Annotated in this window: 11 protein-coding genes, 1 tRNA gene and 2 pseudogenes; 9 read left to right on the top strand and 5 right to left on the bottom strand. The window is 59.4% G+C overall.

Annotated features, from left to right (window positions below):
• Positions 1-348 precede the first annotated feature (348 nt).
• On the bottom strand, positions 349-573 hold the full coding sequence (locus G5229_RS15105) for an AlpA family transcriptional regulator (protein ID WP_042082421.1): 225 nt from the start codon (positions 571-573) through the stop codon (positions 349-351).
• Positions 574-1,028: 455 nt separating this feature from the next.
• Here G5229_RS15105 and G5229_RS15110 point away from each other — a divergent pair.
• Positions 1,029-1,500, top strand: a pseudogene (locus tag G5229_RS15110) (IS5 family transposase); the annotation flags it as partial.
• Positions 1,501-2,013: 513 nt separating this feature from the next.
• Here the strand turns inward: G5229_RS15110 and G5229_RS15115 are convergent.
• Together G5229_RS15115 and G5229_RS15120 are read right to left on the bottom strand one after the other, a co-directional pair.
• Positions 2,014-2,089: transfer RNA gene (locus G5229_RS15115), tRNA-Thr, on the bottom strand.
• An 89-nt stretch (positions 2,090-2,178) separates the two neighbouring features.
• Entirely contained in the window at positions 2,179-2,919 is a 741-nt protein-coding gene (locus G5229_RS15120; protein WP_201986556.1) for a phosphatase, read from the bottom strand.
• 469 nt (positions 2,920-3,388) lie between these two features.
• Here G5229_RS15120 and G5229_RS15125 point away from each other — a divergent pair, with 469 nt between their 5' ends.
• The 5 genes from G5229_RS15125 to ruvC all read left to right on the top strand — a co-directional run bounded on the left by G5229_RS15125 (position 3,389) and on the right by ruvC (position 11,362).
• Complete coding sequence (locus tag G5229_RS15125; protein WP_005334507.1) at positions 3,389-4,042, top strand: TetR/AcrR family transcriptional regulator; 654 nt, start codon at positions 3,389-3,391, stop codon at positions 4,040-4,042.
• 48 nt (positions 4,043-4,090) lie between these two features.
• Positions 4,091-6,430 (top strand): acyl-CoA dehydrogenase, encoded by a 2,340-nt coding sequence (locus G5229_RS15130; protein ID WP_236353445.1) that lies wholly within the window; start codon positions 4,091-4,093, stop codon positions 6,428-6,430.
• A gap of 167 nt (positions 6,431-6,597) precedes the next feature.
• Complete coding sequence (locus tag G5229_RS15135) at positions 6,598-9,660, top strand: efflux RND transporter permease subunit (RefSeq protein WP_421209488.1); 3,063 nt, start codon at positions 6,598-6,600, stop codon at positions 9,658-9,660.
• A gap of 15 nt (positions 9,661-9,675) precedes the next feature.
• The gene (locus tag G5229_RS15140; RefSeq protein WP_421209490.1) at positions 9,676-10,725 is read left to right on the top strand and encodes an efflux RND transporter periplasmic adaptor subunit; all 1,050 of its coding nucleotides are present in this window, start codon (positions 9,676-9,678) and stop codon (positions 10,723-10,725) included.
• A 115-nt stretch (positions 10,726-10,840) separates the two neighbouring features.
• The gene (gene ruvC / locus G5229_RS15145) at positions 10,841-11,362 is read left to right on the top strand and encodes a crossover junction endodeoxyribonuclease RuvC (protein WP_005334512.1); all 522 of its coding nucleotides are present in this window, start codon (positions 10,841-10,843) and stop codon (positions 11,360-11,362) included.
• A 142-nt stretch (positions 11,363-11,504) separates the two neighbouring features.
• Here ruvC and G5229_RS15150 read toward each other — a convergent pair whose 3' ends face one another.
• On the bottom strand, positions 11,505-12,695 hold the full coding sequence (locus G5229_RS15150; protein WP_421209492.1) for a MalY/PatB family protein: 1,191 nt from the start codon (positions 12,693-12,695) through the stop codon (positions 11,505-11,507).
• 87 nt (positions 12,696-12,782) lie between these two features.
• Positions 12,783-14,354: a maltose/glucose-specific PTS transporter subunit IIBC gene (malX, locus tag G5229_RS15155; protein ID WP_005353570.1), complete on the bottom strand. Its 1,572-nt coding sequence runs from the start codon at positions 14,352-14,354 to the stop codon at positions 12,783-12,785.
• A gap of 280 nt (positions 14,355-14,634) precedes the next feature.
• Between malX and G5229_RS15160 the strand changes: the two genes are divergently transcribed.
• The 3 genes and pseudogenes from G5229_RS15160 to G5229_RS15170 all read left to right on the top strand — a co-directional run.
• Positions 14,635-15,672 (top strand): Mal regulon transcriptional regulator MalI, encoded by a 1,038-nt coding sequence (locus G5229_RS15160; RefSeq protein WP_103252222.1) that lies wholly within the window; start codon positions 14,635-14,637, stop codon positions 15,670-15,672.
• Between the two features lie 223 nt (positions 15,673-15,895).
• On the top strand, positions 15,896-16,159 hold the full coding sequence (locus tag G5229_RS15165; RefSeq protein ID WP_421209494.1) for a hypothetical protein: 264 nt from the start codon (positions 15,896-15,898) through the stop codon (positions 16,157-16,159).
• 65 nt (positions 16,160-16,224) lie between these two features.
• A pseudogene (locus G5229_RS15170) lies at positions 16,225-16,323 on the top strand (GNAT family N-acetyltransferase); the annotation flags it as partial.
• Between the last annotated feature and the right edge of the window lie 27 nt (positions 16,324-16,350).

Below are 16,350 nucleotides of genomic sequence, written 5' to 3' on the forward strand. Positions count from 1 at the left end.
ACAACGGAGTGATCTGCACCTGAGTACCCGCTGACCTGAACAACTACAGGTATCGTGAAATGGAATTTTGACACTGGCAAACATCGATTGTCGGCTGACAACGGAGTGATCTGCACCTGAGTACCCGCTGACCTGAACAACTACAGGTATCGTGAAATGGAATTTTGACACTGGTAAACAGCGATTGTCGGCTGACAACGGGGTGATCTGCGCCTAAGTACCCACAGTGAATGGACTATCAGTATCGTGATAAAGGTAAACGGTTGCATCTCAAAGAAAACCACAAGCCATTTGACGTGTGGTTTATTTTTCACTCTATCAAGGTATAGATAAACATTATTGCTGGAGTTAATCTGTATACCTATTAGCATTACAACGATTTCTAATTGCAATTTTATTTCTAATCCAAGAGTCAATTTCTGCCTCTACAAATGCAACGGAGCGAGGCCCCAAACTTACCTGTTGTGGAAACAATCCGTGACTTATTAAGCTATAAACTGTAGACCTGGACATGCCTGTTTTTTTTACTACTTCAGTCATCTTGATCAAACGAATATCTTGCTCGTATACCATATACCCCTCACATTCTAGTTTGAGAAGGATTAAATCACATATATAAAAATACACAAGAAAAACTTAGAGAGAAAACGAAATAAGCCATTGACTCTATTAGACTTTATAAATAACCACATAGAAATGACAGACAATTATTATGTCTTATAAATAATTAGAGCTATTTTATAAGCGATTATAAATAACCATCCTTATGTTGGTGTACTGAACATAGCTGAACTTGCAATAGAGTAGCCTTGTTTTCAACAGCTCTGTATAAAACTTCGCCAACAAAAACCCAATCAAAACTCGTTATCATGCCTTTCTTACTTACAGAGGCGTTGTTGCCCAAATCTATACAGCTTGAATGTAACTACCTGAGGATTTGGCGTTCTGATCACCACCATCCTCTTCAAGTCTGCATTATGGGTACGTCGCCTCACTCCATCGCCAACTGACCTAAATACAACAAATCTTTGATTAATAGTGGCTAACTCACCTTCTGGATTGATGCCGAAGCCATGAGCAATTGGTTTCGCTACGACCTTCATGTACGGCGGGACCGCAGCCCGCTTTACACTGACCAGACCATCAGTACCTCCCTGATGCTCAAGGGAATTTTCAACCTCACTCTGCGGGCTACTCAGGAACTACTCGACTCCCTGTTCGAGTTGATAAATGTGCCGTCGTGCTCACCGGACTATAGCTGTGTCAGCAAGCGTGCACGCACAGTAACAGTGGCCTATCGACAGCCCCCAAAGGGACGCATTACCGACCTAGTGTTCGACTCGACTGGCCTCAAGATATTTGGAGATGGTGAGTGGAAGGTCAAAAACACGGCGGCAAGTGCGGTGCAAGTTGCATCTGGCAGTAGACCCGGCCACTCACGATATCGTGGCGGTGGAAGTGTCATTGGAAAATGTCCATGATGCCGAAGCTCAACCCACTGGCAGAGACGGCGATGAATCGGTTCAAGCAGTTGATGAAGGGCAAAATCAATCTGCGACATACAACGCTCAGGTAGAGGACATGACGGTGTTGTGAGCGCTATAAACAAACTGAATAGTCTTGGCTAGCCGGTCACAAACCAAAGTGTAACTGCTACTTGGGGAAGGGAAATCTGCGTTTTCTGATTGATCTGCCCCCCCCTGAGCAACTGTATCAATCAGCAAATACCACTATTGATGAGTGGTAGCGAGCCATCATCGTTGCTATGACCATGAAGCCAGCAACACTAAATGGTGCAACTAACTATTCACGGCTCCAGCATCTACACAGAAGGTAACCGGGTTGATGTATTGAAATTGGGAGAACAGGTGGATGACCTTACACATAAGGCGCGTATGACAAGAGTAAGAAACGACCCATTCTATACTCTTCACAACAAGTACGCCAACAAGTACGCCGACGATAAACTCACACTAAAATCGTTAACGAAAAAACCTAACACTTTGTTTTATATGGTGCCGATAAGGGGAATCGAACTCCTGACCTTCGCATTACGAATGCGCTGCTCTACCAACTGAGCTATACCGGCTTGTTGCTCTCCACATTCATAAAAAATGACCGGCAAGTCAATTGAGCCAGCTCGATTTTATGAGTTGGCTCATGGTGTTAGAGCCCGATTTACAGATCGACAAACTCGGGGATATGGGCGCGGCCGCGGCTCTCGAGGAAATCGAGCAGGGCGCGGGGAGAGCGCACCAGGATCCGCTCTTGCGGGAAGCCCGCTTCGGTCACCAGACGGTGGCAGTGGTCAAAATCTCCAAGAGTAAATGCCACGTGGGAATCGGAGCCGAAGGTGAGATAGGCCCCCAGATCTCGCGCGGCTTCGACTATGGCACGGCAGTTGCCTTCGCTCCCCGGGCGGGAATGAATGAAGGAGGAGTTGTTGATCTCCAGCGCTACCCGATAGTCAGCGGCCGCCTTGACCACCGCCTGAATGTCGATGGGAAATGCGGGGTTGCCCGGGTGGCTGATCATATCGACCCGGCCGCTCTTGATGGCGTTGATCATCGCCTGGGTATGGGTGGCCTGATCGCAGGGAGGGAATACCTGCTCATGAAAACCCGCCATGATCATGTCGAGGCGCGACTCATAGCGCTCGGGAAAATCGATCTCCCCGTCGAGGTTTTTGATGTTGGCCTCGATACCCCGCAGGATCCCTACCCCATCCACCACTCTTGGCAATATCGGCAAGTTGGCAAAATGCCAGACATGAGGGGCATCGGCCATCTCGGGCCCGTGATCCGTGGTGGCAAACAGCTTGATCCCCTTGGCCCTGGCTATCGGCAGATAGTCGTGGATGGTGCTGTAGGCATGGGTGCTGGCAATGGTGTGAGTGTGGGTATCGACCGGGTACTTCATCTTCTCTCCCCTCATATTTTGAAGGGGCAGCATAGCAAAGAGCGGCAGCTTGGGCCACGCCAGTGCTTGCCACACTTTGTCACAAAAAACCGCGAAGCTGACATAGTCTGAGGGGCTCTGGCTGGCATACTGCCTCCGTCGATACATGCCTGAACTCGCATCGACAGTTTGCCGTCAGGATGACGCGAACTCACTTTCCCCACCGTCGCGCCCTGCGGCGGTTTTTTTTGCCTGCAAACCGCAAACCGGTAACAAACGCGCAAAAAAAAAGCCCAACTAGCATGGAGCAGGTTGGGCGAGACTTAATGTTTAATTGCAGTGGCATAGATATAGAGTCCTGCTTTTTGACTAAGTTCCGCCCACTTTGCTTTTTTCATCGAAAAACATTCCGCTAACACTCATTCACATTCTCTTGACACTTCACGTTATGAAACGTACTTTTTAAACATTCGTTTAAGTGAGGTGTCCAGTGAGTAAAATCGATACCAAAAACCGTATTCTCGACGCCGCTGAAGTGCTGTTTGCCGAGCGGGGATTCGCCGATACCTCTTTGCGTCTGATCACCAGCGAGGCCGACGTTAATCTGGCGTCGGTGAACTATCACTTCGGCTCCAAGAAGGAGCTGATCCAGGCGGTGCTCGACCGCTATCTGAGCCTGTTTATGCCCGATCTTGATGCTCGCCTGCGGGTACTGATGGAGCAAGAGCAGCTGACCCTGCTGCAACTGTTTGAAAGTTTTGTAGAGCCACTGATGAAACTCTCGGCGGTGCGAGCCAACGGCCCGGCCATCTTTATGCAGCTGCTGGGGCGCGGCTATATCGACAGCCAGGGCCACCTGCGCCGCTTTATCACCGCCCACTATGGCCCCATTTTGCAGCGGATCACCCAGGCCATCTCCAAGGCCAATCCGGCCCTGTCGCCCGCGGATCTCTTCTGGCGCCTGCACTTCACCCTGGGCACCGTCGTATTCACCATGGCCTCTGCCGATGCCCTGCGCGACATCGCCCTGGCCGACTTTGGCCAGCAGCTCGATGTGGAAGGGCTGGTGCGCAACGTTATTCCTTATCTGGCGTCCGGAGTCGGGGCGCCCGTGGAGTCGACCAGGCTCTCCCTGGCCGTGTAACAACCAACTATAAATCAACGGAAACAGTGAAATAGAAGGAACTTCGGTATGATCACATTGCTTGTCCTGCTGGTGCTGGCGATAGCCGTTGTGCTCGGCGTACCCTCCATCCGTAAAAAGGTGGTAACCCGTCCGGTGTTCGGCATCTTCAAAAAGATATTGCCGCCCTTGTCAGCCACCGAGCGGGAGGCCATGGAAGCCGGCTCCGTCTGGTGGGATGGCGAGTTGTTTCGCGGCAACCCCGACTGGAAAAAACTGCACGGTTACGGCAAGGCCGAACTGACCGCAGAGGAGCAGGCCTTTATCGACAATCAGGTCGAAACCCTGCTCGCCATGGTTGATGACTTCAAGATCGTCAACGAAACCAAAGACCTGCCGGAACCGGTGTGGGACTATCTGAAGAAGGAAGGCTTCTTCTCCCTGATCATCCCGAAATCCTATGGCGGCCGCGAGTTCTCGGCGATTGCCAACTCCACCATCGTCACCCGCATCGCCACCAAGAGCCTGAGCGTGGCGGTCACCGTCATGGTGCCGAACTCCCTCGGCCCGGGCGAGCTGCTGATGCACTATGGCACCCAGGCCCAGAAAGATTTCTGGCTGCCGGGGCTGGCCAATGGCAAAGAGGTGCCCTGCTTCGCCCTGACCGGGCCGGAGGCGGGCTCCGATGCAGGTGCCATTCCTGACAAGGGAATCATCTGCAAAGGGATGCACAAGGGTGAAGAGGTGCTGGGTATTCGCCTCAACTGGAACAAGCGCTACATCACCCTGGCGCCGCGCGCTACCGTGCTGGGGCTGGCGTTCAAACTCTATGACCCGGAAAAACTGCTGGGTGACAAGGAAGAGCTCGGCATCACCTGCGCCCTCATCCCCACCAGCCACCCGGGCGTGCGCGTCGGCGATCGCCACTACCCCATGGGTCTGGCGTTCCTGAACGGCCCGACTTTCGGCAAGGATGTGTTTATTCCGCTCGACTGGATCATCGGCGGCCCGGATTACGCCGGTCGTGGCTGGCGCATGCTGGTGGAGTGCCTCTCCGCCGGTCGCGGCATCTCGCTGCCTGCGCTGGGCACCGCTTGCGGTCACATGGCGAGCCGTACCGTGGGCGCCTACTCCTACGTGCGTAAACAGTTCGGCATGTCCATCGGCAAGTTTGAAGGGGTGCAAGAGGCGCTGGCTCGCATCGGCGGCCTCACCTATCAGCTGGAAGGAGCCCGTCGTATGACCGCCGGTTCGCTGGACTTGGGTCAGGCACCGGCCATCGTCACCGCGATTTCCAAGTACCACATGACCGAAATGGCGCGTCAAATCATGGATGACTCCATGGACATCCACGCCGGTCGTGCCATCCAGCTGGGCCCGAAAAACTACACCGGCTACGCCTACATGGGTATTCCGGTCGCCATCACGGTGGAAGGGGCCAACATCCTGACCCGCAACCTGATGATCTTCGGGCAAGGGGCTACCCGCTGCCACCCGTACGTCTTTGCCGAGCTGGAAGCTGCAGCCGACACCGACGTGGAACGCGGTCTCGAGAAGTTTGACGCCCTGCTGATGAAGCACATCGCCTTCGGCGCCGGCAACTTCTTCGGTTCCCTGTTCCAGGGGCTGACTCTGGGTCAGTTCAACAGCGCACCGGTGGCTGGTGAAACCGCCCGCTACTACAAGCAGCTGTCCCGCATGAGTAAAGGGCTGGCCCTGTGCGCCGACGTCTCCATGCTGATGCTGGGGGGCGATCTCAAGCGCAAGGAGATGATCTCCGCCCGTCTGGGTGACGTGCTGAGCCACCTCTATCTGGCCTCCGCCACCCTCAAGCACTACGAGGATCAGGGCCGCATGGTCTCCGATCTGCCGTTCGTGCAGTACGCGGTGGAGCGCAACCTCTACCTGATTGGCAAGGCGTTCGAGGGCTTCTTCCAGAACTTCCCGAACAAGGTGGTGGGTGCCGTACTCAAGCGCGTGGTGTTCCCGTTCGGCGTCGGTTACAAGATGCCAGCCGACGATCGCTGCCACGCCATCTGTCTGGCCATGATGAAGCCGGGCGAATTCCGCGACCGTCTGACCGCCCTCTGCTATGTAGGCAAGGACGAGGCGGATCCGGTCGGCCTGATGGAGCGCGCCTTCCAGGCCATGGTCGCTGTGCAGCCCTACGAGAAGAAGCTGGTGCAGGCCCAGAAAGAGGGCAAACTGCCCCGCAAACTGGCGCTGCCGGAGCTGGTTGCCGCCGCGCTGGCCGGTTCCATCCTGAGCAAGGACGAAGCGGACAAGCTGCTGGCCGCCGATGCCCTGCGCTACGAAGCGATTCAGGTAGACAACTTCGCCCCGGGCGAGCTGGAAGGCTTCTCCCAGCAAGCAAACAAGCAGCCAAACAAGGTCGAGCACGCCGCCTGATCCCCTGGCAAACCATTACCAAACCGGCCCTCGTGGCCGGTTTTTTTGTTTGTTAACCATGCATTTACAAGCCGGGAGAATTCCAGTTAAATGCTTGAGTCCCTGTTGCAGGGACTTTGGAAGCAAGGCCAGCGGAATGGCCGATAACAACAACTCAGGAAGAGTGAATGAACCTCGCCAAAACGGCGATCGAACGCCCCATCTGGGTGGCGGTCTCGATCGTGCTGATTTTCCTGCTGGGCCTGCTCAGCATCCGGGGACTGCCGATCCAGCTGTTCCCCGACATCGACCGTCCACACCTCAACATCTCGGTGAGCTGGCGTTCCGCCTCGCCGCAAGAGATGGAGTCGGAGATCACCGACCCCATCGAGCAGGAGATGCAGGGGGTGCAAGGGCTCAAGAGCCTTGTCAGCAACAGCTATCCCGGCTTTACCGAAATCGACATGGAGTTTGCCCTCGGCACCGACATGCAACGGGCCCAACTCGATGTGATTTCGCGACTGAACCGGGTCTCGGGACTGCCGGACAAGATTGGCGGCCCCTACGTCAACAACTACAGCAGCAACGATACCCTCACCTTCTTCTTCATCCAGCAGCTGCCCGGCGCCAAGGGGGTGATCGATGATCATCAGGCGTTGATCGAGGCGAGGGTCAAACCCGAGCTGGAACGCATCGAAGGGGTCTCGACGGTCGCAATCGAGGGGATCAACGAGCGCCAGATCCAGATCCGCTTCGACCCCTACCGCGCCGCCGAGCTGGGAGTTGAGATCCCGGTGCTGGCCAGCCGCGCCACCACCGGCTGGGACGTGTCGGCCGGTACCCTCGACATTGGTCGCTGGGAGTACAAGCTGCGCTTCGCCGGTCGCTATGATGTCGAGACGCTGGGGGACAAGGTGGTGGACTGGCGCGATGGCCTGCCCATCTATCTGCGGGATGTAGCAGAAGTAAGGGTGGCCCGGGAAGAGAACCCGGTGCTGCGGATCCAGAACGGCAATACCGCCATCGCCGCCCAGATCTTCAAGGAGAGCGGTGCCAACGCCCTGGCATCCCTTGAGGCGATCAAGGCCCGGGTGAACGAGCTCAACCGCGAGGTGCTGGAGCCGGTCGGGCTGCACATGGAGCAGTCGTTCGATGCCTCCCTCTACATCAATCACGCCGTCAGCATGGTCACCGCCAACCTGGGGCTCGGGGTGCTGCTCTCCTGCGCCATCCTCTGGCTCTTCCTGCGCCAGCTCAAGGCGACCCTGATGATTGCCCTCGCCATCCCCATCAGCATCATGCTCACCTTCTGCCTGCTCAAGGTGATGGATCGCACCCTCAATATCATCTCGCTGGCGGGCATCGCCTTTGCCGTCGGCATGGTGCTCGACGCCGCCATCGTGGTGCTGGAGAGCATCTACCGGCGCCACGAGCGGGGGGATTTGAGCAAGGCGGAGGCGGCGCTCGAAGGCACCCGTCAGGTGTGGACGGCGCTGGTCGCCTCCACCCTCACCACGGTCGCCATCTTCCTGCCGGTGCTGCTGCTCAACGATGTGGAGGGTCAGCTGTTTGCCGATCTGGCGCTCACCATCGCCTGCGCCGTGACGGTCTCCATGCTGGTCGCCGTCACCGTGCTGCCCGCGGTGGCGGCGCGCTGGATGGGACATGAAACACTGACCGATCCCTATGAGTCGCTGTGGCAGCGCACTACCCGTCACGTGATCCGCTGGACCTCGACCTCACGCCAGCGCTGGACGGTCATTACCCTGATGATGAGTCTGCCGGCACTGGCCACCTGGGCGCTGCTGCCCAAGATGGACTATCTGCCGGACGTGAAACGGGACGCGGTGGATGTCTGGATGAACTTCACCCCCGGGGTCAACCTCAAGGCCCAGCGCGAAGAGGTGATCGATACCCTGATCGCCCGCCTCGCCCCCTACATGAAGGGGGAGAAAGAGCCTGCACTCAAGAACTACTACATCTTGCGCTACCCGGGGGGGGCCCAGATTGGCGTGCGCCCCAAGGACGAAAACCGCATCAAGGAGCTGGAGAGCCTGTTGATGAAACAGCTGCTGGTGGGTATTCCCGACACCCGGGTGTTCGGCGGTCAGGGGTCGCTGTTTGGCGGCTTTGACAGCGAAAACGGCGTCTCCCTGCTGCTGCAGGGGGGTAACCTGCCCGAGCTCTATCAGGCGGCCCGTGCCAGCATGGCGATCCTCAGCAAGGACCTGCCGGGAGCACAGATCCGGCCCGAACCTAGTCTCGACTTCACCGCACCCGAGCTCAAACTGGTGCCGCAAGATCGACGTCTCGCCGAAGTGGGTTGGGATCGCACGCCCCTGCCCGCCATCATCCAGACCTTTGGCGACGGCTTGCGGGTTGGCGAGTATTTCGACGGCGAGGATCGGCTCGACATCATGCTGATGGGGCAGAGCTCCGCCAATCCGGACGAACTGAAGGCAGTGCCGCTGGCCACCCCCTCCGGGCGCATCGTCCCCCTTGGCGAGCTGCTGCGGGTGGAGCACGACATGGGCCCGGCCAGCATCTTCCGGGCCGATGGGCGGCGCAGCATCAGCCTGCAGATAGCACCTCCGGCGGGCATGACCATGGAGCAGGTGATCGACACCCTGAAAAACCGCAGTTTTGCCGCCATCCGCCCCCTGCTGCCCGCCGGTGGCGAGCTGCGCATTGCCGGCAACGCCGACAGCCTGCAACAGGCTCTCGACAATCTGGGGACCATCTTCCTGTTCGCCGTGGTGATCCTGCTGGTGCTGCTGTGGGGAGTGTTTGCCTCCCTCAAGGATGCGCTACTGGTGCTGCTCACCCTGCCCCTAGCCTCGGTTGGCGGCGTACTGGCGCTGCAACTGAGCGGGCTGCTGGTGCCGCTGCCGATGGATCTGCTCACCATCATCGGCTTTGTCATCCTGCTGGGACTGGTGGTCAACAACGCCATCCTGCTGGTGCATCAGACCCGCACCGCCGAGCGGGACGGCATGAGCCGTCAGCTGGCGGTGGCCGATGCCCTGCAAAGCCGGATGCGCCCCATCGCCATGACCAGTCTCACCAGCATCTTCGGCATGCTGCCGCTGATGCTGAGCCCGAGCGAAGGGAGTGAAATTTACCGCGGACTCGCCACCGTCATTGTCGGCGGCATGAGCTGCAGCACCCTGTTTACCCTGATCCTGTTGCCTGCCTTCCTGCGTCTCGGGGAACAGGTGGCGATCCCACAACCCCTGCGCCAGCGGGCCTGAGCAAGGAGCTCATCGATGACACACATGATTACCCGAATGTTGGCTGGCGCTGTGCTGATTGCAGGCAGTGCGCTACCGGTATTGGCCGATCAGGGCAAGATGGTGACCCTGGCGGATGTGACCCAAGGGGATGCGGCCGCCAATATCTGGGTCAGCGGCACGGTGGCGAGTCGCCAGCAGGCGGCACTCAGCGCCGAAGTGAGCGGCCGGGTGGAGTGGATCGCCGAATTTGGCAGCCGGGTCAAAAAAGGGGATGAGCTGCTGCGCCTCGACAGCGCGGCGCTGCGCCTCTCGCTGGAGCAGGCTCGCGCCGAGCAGGCGAAATGGCAGAGCAACCTGCGCTTCGCCCGCGCCGAATCCCAGCGGATCACCCGACTGCACCAGCAAAAGAGCGCCTCCCAGAGCCAATACGACAAGGCCAGTTACGATGTGGAGCAGGCCGCGCTGGCCGAGCGGCTGGCCGCCATACAGGTGAACCAAATTGAGGAACAGCTGCGCCGCAGCCACATCTATGCCCCGTTCGACGGAGTGGTGAACAACCACTTCATCCAGCCCGGCGAGCATGTGGACGCGGGCGAGCAGGCGCTGGAGCTGGTCAACCCGGATCAGCCGGATATCCGCCTGCAGGCCCCCATTCTATGGGCCCAGCAGCTGGCGCCGCAAACCCGGCTGCGGGTGGAGGGGGAGCAGCTGAGCGGTCACGGCGTCTATTACCAGCGAGCCGCCAGCGCCGATCCCAAGTCGCGCCTCATCGAGCTGCGCCTCAAACCGGAAGCGGGCACCTTCATCATCGGCTCGCCGGTGCGGGTTGCCCTGCCACTGGGGGAGCAACAGAGCATGCTGCTGCCCCGGGATGCCCTGGTGCTCGGCACCGATGGCAGCGTGGTCTATCAGGTGGCGCGAAGCGGCAAATCGCTCAAGGTGAATCGGGTGCCGGTCACCGTGCTGTTTGGCGACAGCCAGCAGGTGGCGGTGAGCGGCTCCCTCAAGCAGGGGGATCGGGTGGTGGTGCGTGGCGCCGGCAGCCTGCAGGATGGCGACACCATAGCGCTGTTCAAGGGGTAGCCACGCCCGGGTCAAGCTGGCCAATCTTTGCCCGCTTGACCCGGGACATACAGCCAAACGGGCCACAGTTTGCTATCTTGGCGGCCATCACTCGCGTTTAGAGCAATCAACACCCATGAGCATTATTTTGGGCATCGATCCGGGTTCGCGGATCACCGGATACGGGGTTATCCGGGTCGTGGGCGGCAAGGCCGAATACCTTGGCTCTGGCTGCATCCGCACCGATTGCGGCGAGCTGCCGGAGCGCCTCAAGCAGGTCTATGACGGGGTATGCGAGATCATCACCCAGTTCAAACCCACCGAGTTTGCCATCGAGCGGGTCTTTATGGCCCGCAACGCCGACTCGGCCCTGAAACTGGGGCAGGCCCGGGGCAGCGCCATCGTCGCCGCGGTCAACGCCTATCTGCCGGTGAGCGAATACTCTGCCACCCAGATCAAGCAGGCGGTGGTCGGCACTGGCGGCGCCGCCAAGGAGCAGGTGCAGCATATGGTGACCCATCTGCTGAAACTCTCCGCCACCCCGCAGGCGGATGCAGCAGATGCCCTCGGCGTCGCGCTCTGCCACCTGCACACCCGCCAGAGCCTGATCAAGATGGCCGGCCGTGCCAGCAGCTCGGTACGTGGCCGCTATCGCTGAGCCCTTGTGTCGTCCACGACTCATCTCGGTATCGCAAAATAAAAAACCGCCCCGTAAATCCGGGGCGGTTTTTTATATTTCCCCACATAACGGGGCCATCACTGATGGCCCCGTTATGTTTCTCATGTTGAATGGATTTGCTCTACCCCACCTCCCCCAGCGCGCCGATCAGGGCGTCGAGCCCCTGGTCAACCTTCGAGCGCGGGCAGCCGACGTTGAGGCGGATATAGCCTGTGCCTTCGGGGCCGTAGGTGTCGCCGCGCATGATGGCGACCCGGTATTTCTCCACCAGCAAGGTTTGCAATTCATTCATCCGTTCGGTGGTGTCGATGCCAAGACCGTTCAAGTCAATCCAGGCGAGATAGGTTCCCTCGGGCACCCGATAGTCGATGGCGGGGAAGGCTGCGTTGAGGCGCGCCGCTACGTGGGCGAGATTGCCGTGCAGGTAGGATTTGAGCGCATCGAGCCAGGCAGCCCCGTCCCGATAGGCGCTGATATGGGCCAGCACCCCGAGAATGGGCGGCGATGATAGGCCATGGGCCGCCTTGAGCCGCTGCAGATAGGAGGCCCGCGCCGCGGCGTTGGCGATAAAGGCGTAGGCGCCGCCAAGGGCGGGAATATTGAAGGATTTGGAGCCCGAGCTCACCAGCGCCCAGTGATCGTCCGGTGCCACCTCGCTCCACGGCAGGTAGCGGGCAAAGCTCACATCCATATGGATGTCGTCCGAGATCACCTTGACCCCGTGGCGCTGACAGATGGCGGCCATCCGGCCCAGTTCATCCCGCGTCCAGACCCGGCCGGTGGGGTTGTGGGGGCTGCAGAGCAGCAAAATCAGGCAATCGGGACGAGCGGCTTGCTGCTCGAAGCAGGCCCAGTCGATCTGGTAGCTCCCCTCTGTTTTTTTGAGCGGACAGGGCAGCAGCACCCTGTCGTTGGCAGTCAGCATATTGCCGAAGGCGTCGTAGGCGGGGGTATGCACCAGCACCCCCTCACCCGGCGCCGACCAGAGGCTCACCAGCTGGGCAATCACATAGATGACCGAGGGGCCGTAGACCAGCGTCTTGGGGTCGAGGCTCGCCCCGTGGCGGTGGGCAAACCAGTCGCTCACCGCCCCTTTGAAGTCGTCGTGATTCCAGCGGCTGTAGCCAAATACCCCGTGCTCCAGGCGAGTTGCCAAGGTCTGGCGAATGCAGGGGGCGGTCTCGAAATCCATGTCGGAGATGGTAAAGGGGAGCAGATCGGCATGGCCAAAACGGTCGGCTACATAGTCCCACTGAGTGCAGTAGGTGCCGTGGCGGTCGACCACATGGTCGAAGTCATAAATATCGTGCATGAAGTTTCTCCCTCCATAAACAGGAGACATATTGAGAGAGGCAAACAAGGGGGGCTTGCGCCCCCCGTTCGGATCTTATTGGCCGGTTCAGGCCCCCATCAGACTCTGCAGCTGGTTTTTCACCAGATGCACCTGCGGGCCGATCACCACCTGCAGGTTGTGCTCGTCGAGCTTGATCACCCCGATGGCGCCGTTTGCCTTCAATACCTTGTCATCAACCCGGCTCATGTCTTGCACCGACATCCGCAGGCGGGTGATGCAGTTATCGAGCGCCAGAATGTTATCGGCACCGCCCAGGGCGTTGAGGATGATTTCACCGTTGTAACCGCTGTTGCCGGCCTTCTTGCCTGCGGGCTGGGCAGTCTCGCTGGTTTCAATCTCGCGGCCCGGGGTTTTCAGGTTAAAGCGCACGATGGCGAAGCGGAACACGCTGTAGTAGATGGCAAACCAGATGGCGGCCGCGACCGGCACCAGATACCACTTGGTGGCGGTGCCTTGCAGCACGCCGAACACCAGAAAATCGATCAGGTTGCCGTCGGTGTTGCCGATGGTGACGCCGAGCAGCCCCATGGTCATAAAGCCCAGACCGGTCAGGATGGCGTGAATGACGTAGAGTACCGGTGCCACGAACAGGAACAGGAACTCCAGCGGCTCTGTGATGCCGCCGATGACGCAGGCCACCACACCGGAGACCAGCAGCGCCTTGATCTTGCCACGATTTTCCGGACGGGCGCAGTGATACATGGCGAGCGCCGCACCCGGCAGGCCGCCGAGGAAGGCAGGCATCTTGCCCTGAGAGAGGAAGGAGGTGGCAGAGACCGAGAAGCCGGAAGTGTCGGCGCAAGAGAGCTCGGCGTAGAAGATATTGAGGGCGCCGCTCACCTCGTGACCACATACCAGCTGGGTGCCGCCCGCTTCGGTAAAGCGAATAAGCGCCACCAGAATGTGGTGCAGGCCGAGCGGCAGCAGCAGACGCTCACCGGTACCGAACAGGAAGGGGCCGAAGGGACCGGCGTGGGAGATGAGCGCCCCGATGCCATTGATGCCGGCAGCAAACCAGGGCCAGACGAACGGCACGACCAGACCGACTACACCCAGCACCAGCGCGGTGATGATGGGCACGAAGCGGGCACCGCCGAAGAAGGCGAGCGCATCGGGCATCTTGTAGGTGTAGAAACGGGCGTGGAGCTTCGCGACGATCACCCCGACGATGATGGCCCCCAGAATCCCGGTGTCGATGGAGCTGATGCCGAGGATCGATTTCACCCCGTAGGCCTTCTCCGCCGCCGCGTCACCGATGACGTTGGCCACGGTGAGGTAGAAGTTGATGGAGAGGTTGAGCGCCGCATAGCCGACGAAACCGGCAAAGGCCGCGACCCCCTTCTCTTCTCGCGCCAGCCCGAGCGGAATGGCCACCGCAAACATCACCGGCAGGTAGATAAAGGCCACCAGCCCCACCTTGGTCATCCAGAGGAACAGCAGTTGCAGCACGGTATTGTCGAGGAAGGGCATGCTCTGCTTGACCGCATCGCTGGTGAGCGAGCTGCCGACACCGAGCAGGATGCCCGAGAAGGCCAGCAGGGCGACCGGCAACATAAAGGTCTTGCCGAGGCTCTGCAGGAACTCCCAGATGGTGGATTTGGCTTGAGGCTTGGCCATGAAACGGCTCCTTGTGAATAGACAGCAATATCTGCGGCTGCCCTCCCCCGCTCGAGGCAATCTCGAAGCAAAAGGCGCGGGTCAGCATCAGGTTTTGCTGGATGATAAAACGTTTTATCAATTTACAAGTGCCGACAGGATCACAGAATAAGGGGGCTGGCTGACGGCAGGATCCAAATTTGTGAGCCGGATCGGCCAGATGGTGATGTAACGTTTCACTTGGGCATATGAGCAGGTATGCTGGGGCCTCGCTTTCAACTGTCCGTCGTCCATTCGCCCTATGTCGCCCAAATCCCTCTCTGCCAAAGCCACCAAGATCACCGATGTCGCCCAGCGGGCGGGAGTGTCGGTCACCACCGTCTCCATGGTGCTCAACGGCAAGGGACGTATCTCCCCGGCCACCGCCGAGCGGGTGCAACAGGCGATAAAAGAGCTCGACTATGTGCCCAACAGCGCCGCCGCCAACCTGCGCAGCCAGCAGTCCAATCTGGTGGGGCTGATCCTGCGCGACATCACCGACCCCTTCTATACCGAGGTGACCGCCGGGGTGAGCGAGGTGCTGGAGCAGCAGGGCTATCTGCTGTTTCTGACCCAGTGCGGCCACAGCCCGGAGCGGCTGCAGCAGAGCATCCACTCCCTGTCACGCCAAGGGGTGGCGGGCATCATCTTCAATCCGGTGCGCGGCGCGGCGGCCAAAACCCTGGAAACCCTGCTCGACTCCGAGCTGCCGGTGGTGTGCGCCGCCCGCTCCTACTATCGGGATGACGTGGACTTTATCGGCCCCGACAACACCCACGCCGCCAAGCAGGCCACCACCTACCTTATCGAGCAGGGGCACCGCCATATCGCCTATGTCGGCGGGCGGGCCGACTCCCTCACCCGTGCCGAGCGGATCGGCGGCTACTGCGCCAGCCTGCTGCAATATGGCCTGCCCTTCAAACCGGAGTGGGTACTGGAGTGCGAGCGCACCCAGCGCAGCGCCGCCGACACCATCGCCCAGCTGCTGCACCAGCATCCCAAGGTGACCGCCGTGCTCTGCCACTACCCCGAGGTGGCGCTCGGCGCCATCTATGGCGTCGAGGCGAGCGGCCGCACCGTGGGCAAGGACAACTACATCGGCCAGCAGGTGGCCCTGCTCGGCTTTGACGATGTGGCGGAGGCCGAACTCACCTCCCCCGCCCTCACCTTCGTCAGCTCACCGGCCCGCGAAATCGGCCGTCAGGCGGCAAAACGACTGCTGACCCGGATGCAGCAACCCGAGCTCGCCCCCAACCGCCATATCATCACCCCCAATCTGCAAAAACGGGAGTCGGCCTGAGCTGGCTGGACAAGCCCGAGCTCACCCCACCCGCCATATCATCACCACTCACCAGCAAACCGCAGAAGCGGGCATCGACCAGAGGCACACGGCTGCGGCGCGCGGGAAAATAACAAAGAGGGGGCGCAAAAATGTGAGCCTGCTCACTGCGTCAGCAAGGAGAGATTGAGAGCCAAGTGGAGAGGAATATGATGGGCGCCTGCCTCACTTCACGAGCCCATTTATGAGCAACCCGCACGACCAGAACCCGCCGAGTGAAATCCATCGCTGTGACAAATGCAGGGAGCGTACCCGCCATCTCGTGGTATTGGTCGCCCGCGATCACAGCCAGGACATCATGCCCAAGGATCCGCGCAAAGCCTTCTGGCAAGCCTTTACTTCCAGCAGCATTACCAACTGGGCGTTTGGCGAAACGCTGGCTTACCAGGCCACCCATGTAAAGCACCTGATCTGCGAGCGCTGCGGCGAGAAGTTTCTGGAATATTGAGTGACCATCAGGCCCAGAGGACGGCGCACCACGGACCGTCAGAGCGGGATAAAAGAGAAATAAAGATGACGTTTGTCGAGACGAACCCCGACCAACTGCCGCTAGCGCTGCTGCTGGAGGCCGATCCCGCAGAGCTGCGCATTGCCCCCTACTTTCCAGCCTCCAGATATCTGTTCCAGAAAAGAGCGCTC

It is taken from the genome of Aeromonas sp. 602396, assembly GCF_049173735.1.
Classification (GTDB): Bacteria; Pseudomonadota; Gammaproteobacteria; order Enterobacterales; family Aeromonadaceae; genus Aeromonas; species Aeromonas veronii_A.